Origin of the sequence: Archangium lansingense, assembly GCF_026626635.1 — a bacterium.
GTDB classification, from domain to species: domain Bacteria; phylum Myxococcota; class Myxococcia; order Myxococcales; family Myxococcaceae; genus Archangium; species Archangium lansingense.
Genome location: NZ_JAPNKA010000001.1, coordinates 12,304,674 through 12,317,278 on the forward strand (window position 1 = coordinate 12,304,674; position 12,605 = coordinate 12,317,278).

Sequence of the window (12,605 nt, forward strand, 5' to 3'; positions counted from 1 at the left end):
TCGGCCCGGGCTCGCGCCAATACACTCCGCCTGCCTCCACAGCTCACGCAGGCGGACACGTCGAAGTCCAACGTCCTCATCAGCAGCCCCGCCTGATCCACTCGCTCCGTCCGCTCCTTCTTCGGCTCCCTCCTTTCCACCGCCTCAGGCTCCACGCTCGCCTCCTCCGCCCCCGCTTGGGGGAGCATCGCAGTCACATGCCTGGGCATGCTCCTCCCATGAGGGGCGCGGCAGGGGACCTGAGCCTCTTGAGGACGGCTCCGTCAGGAGCACTGCATCCAGCCTGGCGTGCAGGGCCCGTTCATCGAGGCCCACGCCGATGAAGACCAGTTTCTGGCGGCGGCCCCCGACGACAGGACATACGTGCCCGCCGTCGCGCGGCGCGCCCCCTGACCCCGACGGGCGCGGCGTGTCAGGGAAGATTCCCTCTCGCGAGGAACTGCGCTAACCGGGGCCCGTGACCTCGCCCCTTCCCCTGCTGCTCGCCTTGACGCTCCTGACGGCCTGCGCGTCGTCGCCCCCCACGCCCTCCGCGCCGTCCCAGCCAACGGCCGTGATGCGGCTCGACTGGCTCTCCGGCCGCTGGCATGGCAAGGCGGGGACGACCTACTTCGAGGAGACCTGGAGCGCGCCCGAGGGAGAGTCGATGATTGGAATGTTCCGGGCGATGAAGAACGGAACGGCCGGCTTCCATGAGTTGATGACGCTCGAGCGGGACGGTGATGCCGTCATCATGCGGCTGTTGCACTTCGGTCCCAAGCTCACGCCCCAGGAGAGCGACGGCCGCGCACTGGAGTACGCGCTCGTGGAGACGGACGGGGTGGGGCAGGCAATCTTCGAGACGCCAGGCGAGGATCAGGTGCGGCGCATCGTCTACCGCCTCCAGCAGGGCCACACGCTCGACATCTCCCTGATGGACAAGGAGGGAGCCGTCGTCCATCGCTTCACCCTGTCCCGCTGACGTGCCTCCACCCGTGGAATGCGCGCCCCACTGCTTCCGGGCGGGCTCCGCGCTGCCTGTGCTCTGATACCGGGCATCGGCAACGGCACAGCCAGGTGTTGTCGGGCCACCTGGGGCCATCTCATGGACGACTCGCGGTTCGCCGACCTGACAGCTCGCCCGGGCACCCTACCCCGGACGGCCTGGACCTGTGTCATGCACCCGCACCCGCCGCGCGGTGCCGGCCCCAGCCAGAATGTCAGACACGCTTGATAGCTTTCGCATCATCCGGCGGCCAGTGACGACAGGCTTTCGCCGCTCCGGATGAAACACATTTCCACAAATGAGAAAAAACTTGAATCGTCTTGCATGGAAGGCTTTGGCCGCGGCGTGGCTGACGTGTGCCGTGACGGGCTGTGGCGCGGAGCTGGAACAGGGCCCGGAGGCAGCGGTGGAGCCCATCCCCGAGGCCGGCGAACAAGCCCCGGCGGCGAAGAAGGGACCGCCGCCGGAGGAACGCGTGCGGGCCATGGCCGCCTGCTCCGGCAACATCGCCCTCACGCCCAACGTGGCCATCACCAACATCAGCGCGAACACAGGGGAATGGTCCTGCACGTACACGCTGTCCGTCGCTTCTTCGAACAGCAACCTCACCTTCACCACCACCGGCGGTTCGGGCGACGCGGATCTGTACGTGAAGCGTGGCTCGGAGCCGACGTCGGGGGATAACGACTGTTCTTCCGCGGGCTCCAGCAACGCGGAGGCCTGTTCCATCTCCGGCGCGCAGGCGGGCACGTATTACGTGAAGCTCTATGGCTACAGTGCGTTCAGCGGCCTGAGTCTGAAGGCGACGTACACGCCTGCCGGCACGGGTGGCTGCACCAGCAGCACCACCCTGAGCAACGGCGTGCCAGCGACCGGCGTGGGCGCGACCACGGGCAGCTGGTCCTGCATCTACAAGCTCTATGTCCCCACCGGGGCCACCCGGGTGGAGTTCACCACCAGCGGAGGCACCGGCAACGGCGACCTGTTCGTGCGCCGGGAAGCATCCCCCACCGAGACGGTCTACGACTGCAAATCCAGCTACTACACCAACACGGAGAGCTGCTCCGTCTCCGTGACGTCCCCCGGGACCTACTACGCGCGCCTGTACGGCACCGGGACGTTCTCCGGCGTGGGCATCACGGGCACCTACACCCTGTCGGAAGGCCAGCCGGGGTGCACATCCACCAGCCCGCTCACCAACAACTCGTCCACGTACGGCGTGAGCGCGCCGCCGGGGGGCTTCTCCTGCGACTACACGCTCTACGTCCCGTCGGGAGCCACCAGCGTCACCTTCAACACCTACGGCGGCTCCGGGAGCTCCGCCCACCTGTACGTGAAGCGCGAAGCCGTGCCCACGCTGTCGTCCTATGATTGCAAGGGCACGATGGGCGGCTCCAGCAACAACAGCCAGTCGTGCACCATCAACTCGCCCGCGGCCGGCACCTGGCACGTGCGCGTCTACAACGCGGGTTCGTCCCAGACGCTCACCAACGCCACCCTGCGCGGCAGCTACGTCACCGGCGGCGGGAATCCCAATCCCCCCACGGATGTGCTGACGCTCGGCCAGACGGTGTCCGGACTGTCCGGGGCGATGGACTCGATGCGCTACTGGCGCGTCACCGTGCCGTCCGGCCAGGGCTTCCTGACCGTGCGGACCACGGGCGGCACTGGGGACGCGGACGTGTATGTCCGCCGGGATCTCCAGCCGACCACGACCACCTACGAGTGCAAGTCCGTCAATGGCGGCAACTCGGAGTCGTGTGCCACCTACGTCATCAGCCCGGTCACCTACTACGTGATGATGTACGGCTACGCGGCCTACAGCGGCGTGTCCATCACGGCGACCCTCGACTGATATGTGAAGCAGTGCCCGGCCCTGGGGGTGATTTCTTCCCTCAGGGCCGGGGTTGGGGGAACACCCAGGCCCGGAGGGAGAAGGCGTAGGCGCGCCCCACTACTTCCGGGCGGGCTCCGCCGGTGGGGATTGGAATACGCGCAGCAGGAAGAGCAGCGAGGGGATGATGAGGGCGGCGCCCACCCCGAGCGCCACCAGCAGGGCCCGCTGAGTGGCCGCGGAGGCCGCCGCGCCCTGGAGCGTGAGGTCCGGCACCACGAGGTACGGGTACTGTGAAGCCGCCCACCCCATCACGATGAAGCCCACCTGCGCCGCCGCCGCCACGCGCGCCGGCCAGAAGCGCCGCGCGAGCAACAGCCCGAAGGCCAGCACCGCCGTCACCGCCGTCCCCGCGTGCAGCGCCAGCGCGAAGGGCGAGCCCGTCAGCCCCGACCACACCCGGGGAGCCCCCTCTCGTGCGAGCACCAGCACGCCAAAAGCAGCCAGGAATACCGCCACGCCCGCGCCCAGCGCCCGCCGCCGGAAGTCCTCCCGCAGCCCGGGCTCGTGCGTCTCCGCGGTGAGGTACACCGCCGCCAGGAAGGCGAAGAGGCACAGGGCCAGTGCCCCCACCGCCAGCGCGAAGGGCGACAGCCACGCGGAGAAGAAGCCGCTCACCACCGTGAGCCCCTGCACGCGGATGTCCCCGCTCACCACCGCGCCCACGCACATGCCCAGCAGCGCCGGGGACAGCACGCTCGCGATGCTGAAAACGAGGCCCCAGCGCCGCTGCACCGCGTCCCCGCGCGCGTCGTAGGTGCGGAAGGTGAAGGCCGTGCCCCGGAAGACGATGCCCAGCAGCAACAGCGTCAGCGGCACGTGCAGCGCCACCGACAGCGCCGCGAAGGCCTTCGGGAAGCCCGAGAAGAGGATGACGATTCCGATGATGAGCCAGACGTGGTTCACCTCCCACACCGGCCCGAGCGCCTTGGCGATGAGCGCCCGCTGCTCCGCCTTGCGCGGCCCCGAGGCCAGCAGGTCCCAGACTCCGCCGCCGAAGTCCGCGCCCCCGAAGAGCGCGTAGAGGACGAAGGCGGCCACCAGCGCACCGCCCAGCGAGAGCTCAGTGCTCATGGGCCACCTCGCCCGACGGCGGCTCCCGGCCCGGCAGCGTGCCCGCCACCTGCCGCACCATGAGGAAGACGACCATCGCTCCCAGGAAGAGGTACACGAGCGTGAACGTCCAGAAGGGCGCCGCCAGGTGCTGCACCGGCGTCACCGCCTCCGACGTGCGCATCACCCCGCGGATGATCCACGGCTGACGTCCCCACTCCGTGACGAGCCACCCCGCCTCCATCGCCACCACCCCGAGCGGCCCGCACAAGAGCCATCCCCACAACACCCGCCGGTCCTCCGGCCAGGCCTTGCGCCGCCAGCGCAGGAAGAGCGTCACCACCGCCAGCAGCGCCATCGCGCTCCCCGTTCCCACCATGAGTTGGAAGGCCAGGTGCACCTTGGCCACCGGCGGCCACTCGTCGCGCGGAAACTCGTTCAGCCCCTTCACCTCCGCGTCCGGGTCCGAGAACGCCAGGATGGACAGTGCCTTGGGTATCTCCACCGCATAGGGCATGGTGCCTGTCTCCACGTCCGGCAGCCCGCCGACGCTCAGCCCCGCCCCGCGCTGCGTCTGGAAGAGGCCCTCGGCCGCGGCCAGCTTCACCGGCTGCGCACGTGCCACGTGCTCCGCGGACTGGTGGCCCACCAGCGGCTGCACCAGCGCGCTGACACACGCCAGCGGCAGCGCCACCGAGAGCGCCTTGCGGTGGAAGGCCGCCCCCGGGTGCCGCAGCAGCACGAAGGCGTGGATGCCCGCCATGGCGAAGGCACTCGCCTGGTAGCACGCGAGCAGCGTGTGCGCCGTCTGGTGCTGCCAGCCCGGGCTGAACATCGCCGCCACCGGGTCCACGTTCACCGGCCCGCCCGCAGTGGGCGTGAAGCCCGACGGGTCGTTCATGAAGACGTTCACCAGGGTGACGAAGAAGGCGCTCGCCGCGCCGCTCAGCGCCACCATCACCCCCGAGAAGAGGTGCAGCCCCGCCGGTATCCGCTCACGTCCGTACAGGTAGATGCCGAGGAACACCGCCTCGGTGAAGAAGGCCGTCCCCTCCAGCGCGAAGGGCAGGCCGATGACCTCTCCATAGGTGCCCATGAAGGCGGGCCACAGCAGCCCCAGCTCGAAGGAGAGCACCGTGCCGCTCACCGCCCCCACCGCGAAGAGGATGGCCGTCCCCTTCGCCAGCTTCTTGCTGAGTAGCGCGTAGTCCGCGTCTCCCGTCCTCCGGGCCTTCAGGTCGCTGAGCACCATCAGCAGCGGCAGCGCAATTCCCGCCGCCGCGAAGACAATGTGGAAGGCGAGGGACAGGCCCATCTGGGCACGCGCGTAGAGCAGATCCATGGCGTGGATGAGTCTGCTTTATGCGTTAATTCCACGCAATCAATAATTCTTATTCATGCCAGGACGTGAACGCGGCGCTCCCCGTCGCCGGAGAGAGCCGCATCCACCCGCTCAGCCCAGAGCTACGCGTGGGCCGGAGACTGCAAGAAGCGCGGCCCGAGGTGCTTCTTGCCCTCCGAGGCCTGCTGCTGTTCGGAGGGAGGCACCAGCGACTGCACCGCGCGCTTCGCCAGGGCCGTGGCCAGCGTACTGACGAAGATGAGGACGAGCTTGCGACCGAGCTCAATGCCCACGGGACGCTCGTCCGCGCGGGAGGCCACCCGGTCCGGGTGCTCCCAGGCACGCCGCACCGCCTGCGCGCGATGCTTCCACAGCAGCTCCTCCCGGTGGCGCGAACGCCACCACGAATAGCCCACGCCCACCACGGCCAGCACCACGGCGACGCCTCCCGCCTGGAAGAGCACGTCCCGGTTCTTCTCGATGGCGTGGCTGACCTGGTACCGCACGTCCATGGCCCGCTCGCGCCGCCGGTCGAGCTCCTCGAGGGTGAGCAGCAGCTCGTCGCGCAGCCGGTCCGCCGTCTTCTCCACCTGCTCGCGGTCACTCATGCCGGCGGTGATGGGTCCGCCGCCCTTGTTGTCCTGCTCGCTCATTGCAGTGTCTCCCGGGTGCGGGCGAGGTCCGTCTTCAGTCGTTCCTGGGTGTGCGGCAGGGGCTTCTTCGGCAGCCGCTTGACGCCCGCGAACGCCAGGCCGCCCGACACCAACACCAGGAAGGCCCCCACCAGCAGCACGCCGAGCGTCTCCCCCAGCGGCAGCGCCAGCCCCAACGCCACCAGGAGGGCTGCCAGGCCCATCAGCCCCAGCACGCCACCGGCGCCCAGGAGGATGCCCGAGGTGCGCGCCGCCTTGACCTCTTGCTGAAGCTCCTTCTTGGCATGAAGCACCTCGGCCCGCGCCAGCAGCCGGGCCTCTTCAATGGCATGGCGGATGAGCTCCGCCGTGGACAATGACTCCAGTTGCCTTCGCTCCAGACGCTCCGACTCGAGTTCCACGTCTCCGCCTCCCGGGGCATCCGGCGGGCCCACCCGGGGTACCAGGCGCGTCCCGCTCTCCCGCGGAAGGTGGGAGCGGACACATTCCACGGGAAGTCTGGCCGCCCGGGCGTCGACTACGCCCGGCCGCCTCCCCTCCAGCGAGCGAGCAGCCAGGGGACCGGCACCCGGCCCGTGCTTAGCGGCGGCGCTTCGGGTGGTGCTGCTGGGCCAGGGCAGTGGCCAGCGTCTCGCGCACCTGCCGGGCCTGGAAGAGGCGGTCCGCCGTGTCCAGCAGCGTGTCCGCGTACAGCACGTTCTTGCGCAGCCGCGCGGGAATGGCCGCCGTGCCCAGATGCGCCCCCACCAGGGCTCCCGTGCACGCCGCGGCCACGTCCGCCTCGCCTCCGCAGCGCAGCACCAGCTCCACCGCCTGGCGGAAGTCGTGGGGCACCTTCAGCGTGGCGTACAGCGCGGTGAGCAGCACCGGCACCACGTGCGGCGGCAGCCCATCCACACCCTTCAGCTGGCTGGGCGGCACACTCACCTTGCGAAGCTGCGCCAGCGCCCGCGCCGGGTCCCACGTCAGCAGCCGGGGCAGGTGCCGCAGCTCCTCGGCCAGCTCCTTGTCGTGCGCCGCCGCCGAGAGTGCCAGCTCCTCGCAGAACTCCGCGGGCGTGAGGGGCTCGCTCGTCGTCAGCCCCAGCGCGATCGCCTGGGCGAACGCAGCAGCCGCCGCCGCGCACGTGGGGTCCTTGTGCGTGAGCACCGTCAGCACGCCCGCGTCGTGGCGGATGCGCACCCGGCTCTTGCTCTCGAAGAGGCCCACCACCACCGCACGGCTGAGCACCGAGGGACACTTCACCCCCAGGGGCGCTCCCGCGCTCATCCACGGCGTGCCCTGCGCCAGCTTCTGCAGCGCCTCGGCCAGCTGCTTGGGCGGCTGGAGGATGATGCCCTCCTGCCACAGCCACGCCAGGTGCGCCGCCGCGCTGCGCCCATCCACCTTGTTCTCGCGGATGACGCTCTCGGCCGCCGCCAGCATCAGCTGCGTGTCATCGGAGAACTGGCCCTTGGCGAACTTCCCCCGAGGCCGAGGCGCGAAGTCCTCCGCCAGTCCAGGTAGGCGTGTGAGGCTCGCCGGCGGGACGCCCCGCAGCGGAAAGCCCAGGGCATCCCCGATGGCAAGTCCCAGGAACGCCGCTTGAAACCTGTCCTGGCGTTCGGCGGGGGTCAGCGACATGGGGAGCGGCAAGATAACCGAGCCGCGTTCGATGACTAGCCCCGACTTTCATCTCTTCGTGAGTTCCCCGCATGCCGGCGCATAGCTTGGGTGAAGGACGCTCTCCCACCACAAGCCGCCCACCGCCCTAGCCGTCGCGACCGAGGTTGACAACGGCCTGCAGTCTCGCCACGACCGCCTCAGCGCCCTGGTGCAGGTGCTCGCCATCCCAGAGTGCTGGGGTGCTGTGTCCACCGAGTTCTCGCCAGGCCGCCTCCGCCTCCGGAAAGGCGACATTGCGGAAGCTCACCCGGTCCTCCAGCGCGTAGTCCACCACGTAGCGGCGCGCAGCAGCCGAGGGCGGATCCGCGATGCGGTGGAAGAGTTCCAGCACCTGCCCCGTCATGCCCCGCCCGCTCCGGCGGCGCCCGCCGCGGGCTTGAGGAAGTAGTTGGAGAGCTTGCGTGGGCTGCGCCGCACCAAATCCTCCAGCGTGTACTTGTCCAGCGTGGCCTGGAAGGCGCGCGTCGCCTCGTGGAGCACGCCGATGAGCCCACAGGCCGGAGTGATGGGGCAGGTGTTCGTCGATGGATCGAAGCACTCCACGATGTGGAAGTCCGGCTCCATGTGGCGCACGACCTCCCCCACGGAGATCTCCGCGGGTGGCCGCGCTAGCACCACTCCCCCGGAACGTCCTGGCCTCACCTCCACGAAGCCGTGGCGGCCCAGACCCTGCACCACCCGGACCAGGTGGTGCTTGGAGATGCCGTACGCGTCGCTCACCTCGCCCGTGGAGACCACCCGATCCGGGTTGGCCGCGAGGTACAGCAGCACGCGCAGCGCGTAGTCAGCGTGAAGCGTCAGATGCACGGCTCATCACTCCCGCTCCCGCCTGCGGCGGAGGAGTGCTCGGAAGGAACGCATCCGCATGGAGTTCCTTGAGCGACAGCCCGGCGAGGAAGAGCTTCTTCCTGAGGGATAGCACCAGGGCCGGGTCTCCGCACAGATAGGCTCTCCAACCAGTCGGCCGAGGGCACGTTTCCTTGATGACCGCGTCCAGCGCCCCCACCGTCACTCCCACCCTTTCTTGGCCCTTGAGAACGCAGGGGCGGTACTGGATGTGATTGTAACGGGATTGCAACGCGCGGAGCTCATCCACGAGGTAGAGCCCGGAGGCCTCGAGCGCACCATGGAAGAGCCAGATGGGCCCGGTATGCCCCCGCGCCAGCGCGTCCTGGAGGATGCCGTACAAGGGCGCCAGGCCCGTGCCCGTGCCCGCCAGCAGCAGCGGCTGCTCTGGCCGCCCCGGCACGTAGAAGCACTCGCCCGCCGGGCCCTGGAGCTCCACCACGTCTCCCGGCCGGGCCTCGTCGAAGAGCCACCCGCTCATCCGGCCTCCGGGGATGCGGCGCACGTGCAACGCCAGCGTGTCCTCGTGAGGCTGGCTCGCGAGCGAATAGCTGCGGGCGAGCCCATCACGCAGCAGCGACACGTACTGTCCGGCCCGGTACTCGAAGGCTCCCTCCGGGCGCAGCCGCACGCACAGCACGCTGTCGCTCAGCCGCTCCAGCGCGGTGAGGCGCGCGGGCACTCTCAGCTCCGCTCCCGCCCCCGCCACCTCGAGCTCGCCCTCGGGATGGCACGCACATGCGAGGAAGTACCCCTGGGCCTTGAGCGTCTCCTTCAGCCCCACCTGGGCCTTCGCCGGCACCTCGCCGCGCTCGGCACGCATCAGACAGGACTGACATGCCCCCGCTCGGCACGAGTGCGGCACGTCCACCCCCCGCCGCAGCAGCCCGTCGAGCACTGACTCGCCCTCGTCCAGCCCGTACCACTGTCCCTCGTGCTTTACGCTCGCCATGTGCGTGCTCTCCCTTGACTCAGCGGTTGAGCACGTCCGCTCGCGCGCTCTCGGCGATGGCGAGCACCTGCTCCACCAGCGACTTCGCCACGCCCAGCTCCGCCAGCGTCGCCCCCAGGTGCTCCGCCACCGCGTTGAAGTGCGTGTCGTTCAGCCCGCGCTTCACCAGGTGCGCGTGCCCCTTGCGCATGTCCTGGCCCGAGTACGCGCTCGGCCCCCCGCACACCATGGTGAGGAACGCCTTCTGCTTCGCCGCCTGGCGCTCCATGTCCACGTCCTCGAAGAAGTGGCTGATGCGATCGTCCGAGAGCACCTTCCGGTAGAAGAGCTCCACCGCCGCCGCCATCGCCGGCTCCCCGCCAATCTGCTCGTACACGCTGCTCTTCTTCTCCGCGACGTTGGTGCTCATGTGCGCTCGCTCCCCGGGCCGCATGCGGTCCCTGTTTCGATGCATTCAACATGCATCTTTAAAGATGCATTCTAGATGCTCTTTTCAGAGCACGGTGTCAAGAGATCCTCGGGGGAGCAGGGCTGATAGGGCAATGTAGGGGTAGTGAAAATGACGAAGCCCCCGATGCACAGCGCCCGTATCGGGGCGCGTCGTGCATGGGGGCTCGCTAGCCCTCTCCCCTGGGGAGAAGGTGTTTCGCCTGCTTGGGAACTTGCTCAGCGCATCGTCGCAGCGTTCATGCGGGCCGTCTCGCGGCGCACCGTCGCCTGCTCGATGTCGAAGCGCACGTCATCCGACGACATGCCGCGCAGCCGCTCCTGCGCCTCCGCCATCCGCCGCTTCGCCGCCTCCACGTCGATGCCCGTCACCGGCTCCGCCACGTCCGCCATCACCAGCACCTTGTCGTTGGCCACCTCGACGAAGCCGCCCGCCACGAAGAAGTACTCGCGACGCCCTCCGTCGAGCAGCGTCATCGGCCCCGGCTCCACCAGCGACAGGAACGGCGTGTGGCCCGGCCGCACGCCGAACAGGCCCTTGCCGCCCGGGACGATCGCCTCGTCCGCCTGCACCGACAGGATGCGCTTCTCGGGGGTCACAATCTCGACCGTCAGCTTGGCCATGGGCTTCCGTGCTCCCTGGGTACCGCTTTTTCAGAAGGTCAGCTGGTGGGACTTGCCGCCCACCGTCTCGAACTCGATGCGCCCTGCGTCCGTCAGGCGCGGGCCCTTGCCCGGAACTCCGAGCACGCCCTCCAACCACTTGAGGTGCTGTCCCAACTCCCGCACCTCCGATACCTCACGCGGGCTCACGAAGCTCATCAGGCGCCGCTCCTGCACGCGCCCCTGGCGGTCATACTCCTCCGCCACCACCGTGTTGGCCCACGCGGGCACCTTCTTGTACTGCTTGCCGGGCAGCTTCTTCGTGCCCTTGGGCGCCAGCGGGAAGAGGACCCACACCCGCTCTCCGTCATTGGAGACGAAGTACAGGTCGTCCACCCCGCCCACGCACTGCTTGAGCGTCCACACCGGGCCGCTCTCCTTCGACACCTCCAGCGTGCACTTCCCGGCCTGCTCCACCAGGCGCACGCTGTAGGTGCCGTTGGCGCTCACCCGCGCACGGCTGGAGCGCTCCTGACCCACGGCCGGGAGCGCCACTACCAACAGCATCAGTACGAGGGCGGAACGCAGCACGTGGGCTACCTCCCAGCGAGAGACGGCCGACTAGGCCGCCGCCATCTTACGGGCCTTCTCCAGCACCTCGTTGATGTCGCCCACCATGTAGAAGGCCGACTCGGGGACGTCGTCGTGCTTGCCGTCGGCGATCTCCTTGAAGCCCTGGATGGTGTCCTGCAGCTTCACGTACTTGCCCGGCGAGCCGGTGAAGATGGTCGCCACGAAGAACGGCTGCGACAGGAAGCGCTGGATCTTCCGGGCGCGCGCCACCACCTGCTTGTCATCCTCGCTCAGCTCGTCCATGCCGAGGATGGCGATGATGTCCTGCAGCTCCTTGTAGCGCTGGAGGATGCCCTGGACCTTGCGGGCCACCGCGTAGTGCTCCGCGCCCACCACGTCCGGCGAGAGGATGCGGCTGGTGGAGTCGAGCGGATCCACGGCCGGGTAGATGCCCAGCTCGGAGATGGCGCGGTTGAGCACCGTGGTCGCGTCCAGGTGGGCGAACGTGGTGGCCGGGGCGGGGTCCGTCAGGTCGTCGGCGGGCACGTAGATGGCCTGCACCGAGGTGACCGAGCCCTTGGTAGTGGAGGTGATGCGCTCCTGGAGGCCACCCATCTCCGTGGCGAGCGTGGGCTGGTAACCCACGGCGCTCGGGATGCGGCCCAGAAGAGCGGACACCTCGGAACCGGCCTGGGTGAAGCGGAAGATGTTGTCGATGAAGAGGAGCACGTCGCGCCCCTCCACGTCGCGGAAGTACTCGGCCATGGTGAGGGCCGTGAGGGCCACGCGGGCGCGGGCGCCGGGCGGCTCGTTCATCTGGCCGTACACCAGCACCACCTGGCTCTCCTCCAGGTTGTCGATCTTGATGACCTTGGAGTCCTGCATCTCGTGATACAGGTCGTTGCCCTCGCGGGTGCGCTCGCCCACGCCGGCGAACACCGAGAAGCCACCACGCTCCACGGCCACGTTGCGAATGAGCTCCTGCAGGAGCACCGTCTTACCGACGCCGGCGCCGCCGAACAGGCCGATCTTGCCACCGCGGGTGTAGGGGGCGAGCAGGTCGATGACCTTGATGCCGGTCTCGAACATCTGCACGCGCACGTCCTGCTCGGTGAACGCGGGAGGCGCGCGGTGGATGGGCCAGGACTCCTTGGCCTTCACGGGGCCCTTCTCGTCCACCGGATCGCCGGTGACGTTGAGGATGCGGCCCAGGGTGGCCTTGCCCACCGGCGCCATGATGGGGGCGCCCGTGTTCTTCACCGACACACCGCGGCCCAGACCCTCGGTGGAGTCCATGGAGATGCAGCGCACGGTGTTCTCACCCAGGTGCTGCGCCACCTCGAGCGTGAGGTTGTCCTGCTCGGTGCTGATGTTCGCGTTGGTCACCTTGAGGGCGGTGAACACCTCCGGGAGACCGCCGGGCGGAAACTCCACGTCGACCACAGGACCGAGAACCTGGGTCACCTTGCCAACCGTCTGAACTTGAGCGCTCATGGAATGTCTTCCGTCCCTCGTCGAAATTGTGGCCCGGGGGATGGGCGGGCCCCCTCTACAGGTGGCCTCCCCCAGGGGTCAAGCTTGATGGCCCCGCG

Annotated in this window: 15 protein-coding genes; 2 read left to right on the forward strand and 13 right to left on the reverse strand. The window is 69.0% G+C overall.

From position 1 onward, the window contains the following. Window positions 1-144 precede the first annotated feature (144 nt). A complete protein-coding gene (locus OV287_RS56645) occupies window positions 145-423 on the reverse strand; it encodes a GTP-binding protein (RefSeq protein WP_373371939.1) in 279 nt (92 codons plus the stop codon). A gap of 34 nt (window positions 424-457) precedes the next feature. Here OV287_RS56645 and OV287_RS49320 point away from each other — a divergent pair, with 34 nt between their 5' ends. Together OV287_RS49320 and OV287_RS49325 are read left to right on the forward strand one after the other, a co-directional pair. Beyond that, a complete protein-coding gene (locus OV287_RS49320) occupies window positions 458-961 on the forward strand; it encodes a DUF6265 family protein (RefSeq protein ID WP_267541040.1) in 504 nt (167 codons plus the stop codon). A 334-nt stretch (window positions 962-1,295) separates the two neighbouring features. Next, a complete protein-coding gene (locus OV287_RS49325; protein WP_267541041.1) occupies window positions 1,296-2,840 on the forward strand; it encodes a PPC domain-containing protein in 1,545 nt (514 codons plus the stop codon). Between the two features lie 99 nt (window positions 2,841-2,939). On the opposite strand, the gene OV287_RS49330 is transcribed toward OV287_RS49325, so the two are convergent. From OV287_RS49330 to atpD, 12 genes are all read right to left on the reverse strand, one after another. Further along, window positions 2,940-3,953 (reverse strand): cytochrome d ubiquinol oxidase subunit II, encoded by a 1,014-nt coding sequence (locus OV287_RS49330; RefSeq protein ID WP_267541042.1) that lies wholly within the window; start codon window positions 3,951-3,953, stop codon window positions 2,940-2,942. Continuing rightward, window positions 3,943-5,274 carry a cytochrome ubiquinol oxidase subunit I gene (locus OV287_RS49335; protein WP_267541043.1) on the reverse strand — a complete coding sequence of 444 codons (1,332 nt, stop codon included), beginning with the start codon at window positions 5,272-5,274 and terminating at the stop codon, window positions 3,943-3,945. Before OV287_RS49335 ends, OV287_RS49330 begins: the two co-directional genes overlap by 11 nt. A 122-nt stretch (window positions 5,275-5,396) precedes the next feature. Continuing rightward, window positions 5,397-5,927 (reverse strand): hypothetical protein, encoded by a 531-nt coding sequence (locus OV287_RS49340; RefSeq protein WP_267541044.1) that lies wholly within the window; start codon window positions 5,925-5,927, stop codon window positions 5,397-5,399. After that, window positions 5,924-6,328 carry a phage holin family protein gene (locus OV287_RS49345; RefSeq protein ID WP_267541045.1) on the reverse strand — a complete coding sequence of 135 codons (405 nt, stop codon included), beginning with the start codon at window positions 6,326-6,328 and terminating at the stop codon, window positions 5,924-5,926. Before OV287_RS49345 ends, OV287_RS49340 begins: the two co-directional genes overlap by 4 nt. A 178-nt stretch (window positions 6,329-6,506) precedes the next feature. Then, window positions 6,507-7,550: an ADP-ribosylglycohydrolase family protein gene (locus tag OV287_RS49350; RefSeq protein ID WP_267541046.1), complete on the reverse strand. Its 1,044-nt coding sequence runs from the start codon at window positions 7,548-7,550 to the stop codon at window positions 6,507-6,509. A 127-nt stretch (window positions 7,551-7,677) separates the two neighbouring features. Next, on the reverse strand, window positions 7,678-7,935 hold the full coding sequence (locus OV287_RS49355; RefSeq protein WP_267541047.1) for a hypothetical protein: 258 nt from the start codon (window positions 7,933-7,935) through the stop codon (window positions 7,678-7,680). After that, complete coding sequence (locus OV287_RS49360; protein ID WP_267541048.1) at window positions 7,932-8,399, reverse strand: RrF2 family transcriptional regulator; 468 nt, start codon at window positions 8,397-8,399, stop codon at window positions 7,932-7,934. Before OV287_RS49360 ends, OV287_RS49355 begins: the two co-directional genes overlap by 4 nt. Continuing rightward, on the reverse strand, window positions 8,377-9,390 hold the full coding sequence (locus tag OV287_RS49365; RefSeq protein WP_267541049.1) for a 2Fe-2S iron-sulfur cluster-binding protein: 1,014 nt from the start codon (window positions 9,388-9,390) through the stop codon (window positions 8,377-8,379). Before OV287_RS49365 ends, OV287_RS49360 begins: the two co-directional genes overlap by 23 nt. A 19-nt stretch (window positions 9,391-9,409) precedes the next feature. Beyond that, window positions 9,410-9,799, reverse strand: a complete 390-nt coding sequence (locus tag OV287_RS49370) for a group I truncated hemoglobin (RefSeq protein ID WP_267541050.1) — start codon at window positions 9,797-9,799, stop codon at window positions 9,410-9,412. Between the two features lie 257 nt (window positions 9,800-10,056). Then, window positions 10,057-10,461 carry a F0F1 ATP synthase subunit epsilon gene (locus OV287_RS49375; protein ID WP_267541051.1) on the reverse strand — a complete coding sequence of 135 codons (405 nt, stop codon included), beginning with the start codon at window positions 10,459-10,461 and terminating at the stop codon, window positions 10,057-10,059. Between the two features lie 30 nt (window positions 10,462-10,491). Further along, complete coding sequence (locus tag OV287_RS49380; RefSeq protein ID WP_267541052.1) at window positions 10,492-11,031, reverse strand: hypothetical protein; 540 nt, start codon at window positions 11,029-11,031, stop codon at window positions 10,492-10,494. A gap of 30 nt (window positions 11,032-11,061) precedes the next feature. After that, window positions 11,062-12,507, reverse strand: coding sequence for a F0F1 ATP synthase subunit beta (gene atpD, locus OV287_RS49385; protein WP_267541053.1), 1,446 nt, complete (start codon window positions 12,505-12,507; stop codon window positions 11,062-11,064). Window positions 12,508-12,605: the final 98 nt, after the last annotated feature.

Bases quoted from the DNA above. Each gene is read 5' to 3' on its own strand.
- OV287_RS49330 (WP_267541042.1), bottom strand. From the start codon at position 3,953: ATGAGCACTGAGCTCTCGCTGGGCGGTGCGCTGGTGGCCGCCTTCGTC.
- OV287_RS49335 (WP_267541043.1), bottom strand. From the start codon at position 5,274: ATGGATCTGCTCTACGCGCGTGCCCAGATGGGCCTGTCCCTCGCCTTC.
- OV287_RS49340 (WP_267541044.1), bottom strand. From the start codon at position 5,927: ATGAGCGAGCAGGACAACAAGGGCGGCGGACCCATCACCGCCGGCATG.
- OV287_RS49350 (WP_267541046.1), bottom strand. From the start codon at position 7,550: ATGTCGCTGACCCCCGCCGAACGCCAGGACAGGTTTCAAGCGGCGTTC.
- OV287_RS49355 (WP_267541047.1), bottom strand. From the start codon at position 7,935: ATGACGGGGCAGGTGCTGGAACTCTTCCACCGCATCGCGGATCCGCCC.
- OV287_RS49365 (WP_267541049.1), bottom strand. From the start codon at position 9,390: ATGGCGAGCGTAAAGCACGAGGGACAGTGGTACGGGCTGGACGAGGGC.
- OV287_RS49370 (WP_267541050.1), bottom strand. From the start codon at position 9,799: ATGAGCACCAACGTCGCGGAGAAGAAGAGCAGCGTGTACGAGCAGATT.
- OV287_RS49375 (WP_267541051.1), bottom strand. From the start codon at position 10,461: ATGGCCAAGCTGACGGTCGAGATTGTGACCCCCGAGAAGCGCATCCTG.
- atpD (WP_267541053.1), bottom strand. From the start codon at position 12,507: ATGAGCGCTCAAGTTCAGACGGTTGGCAAGGTGACCCAGGTTCTCGGT.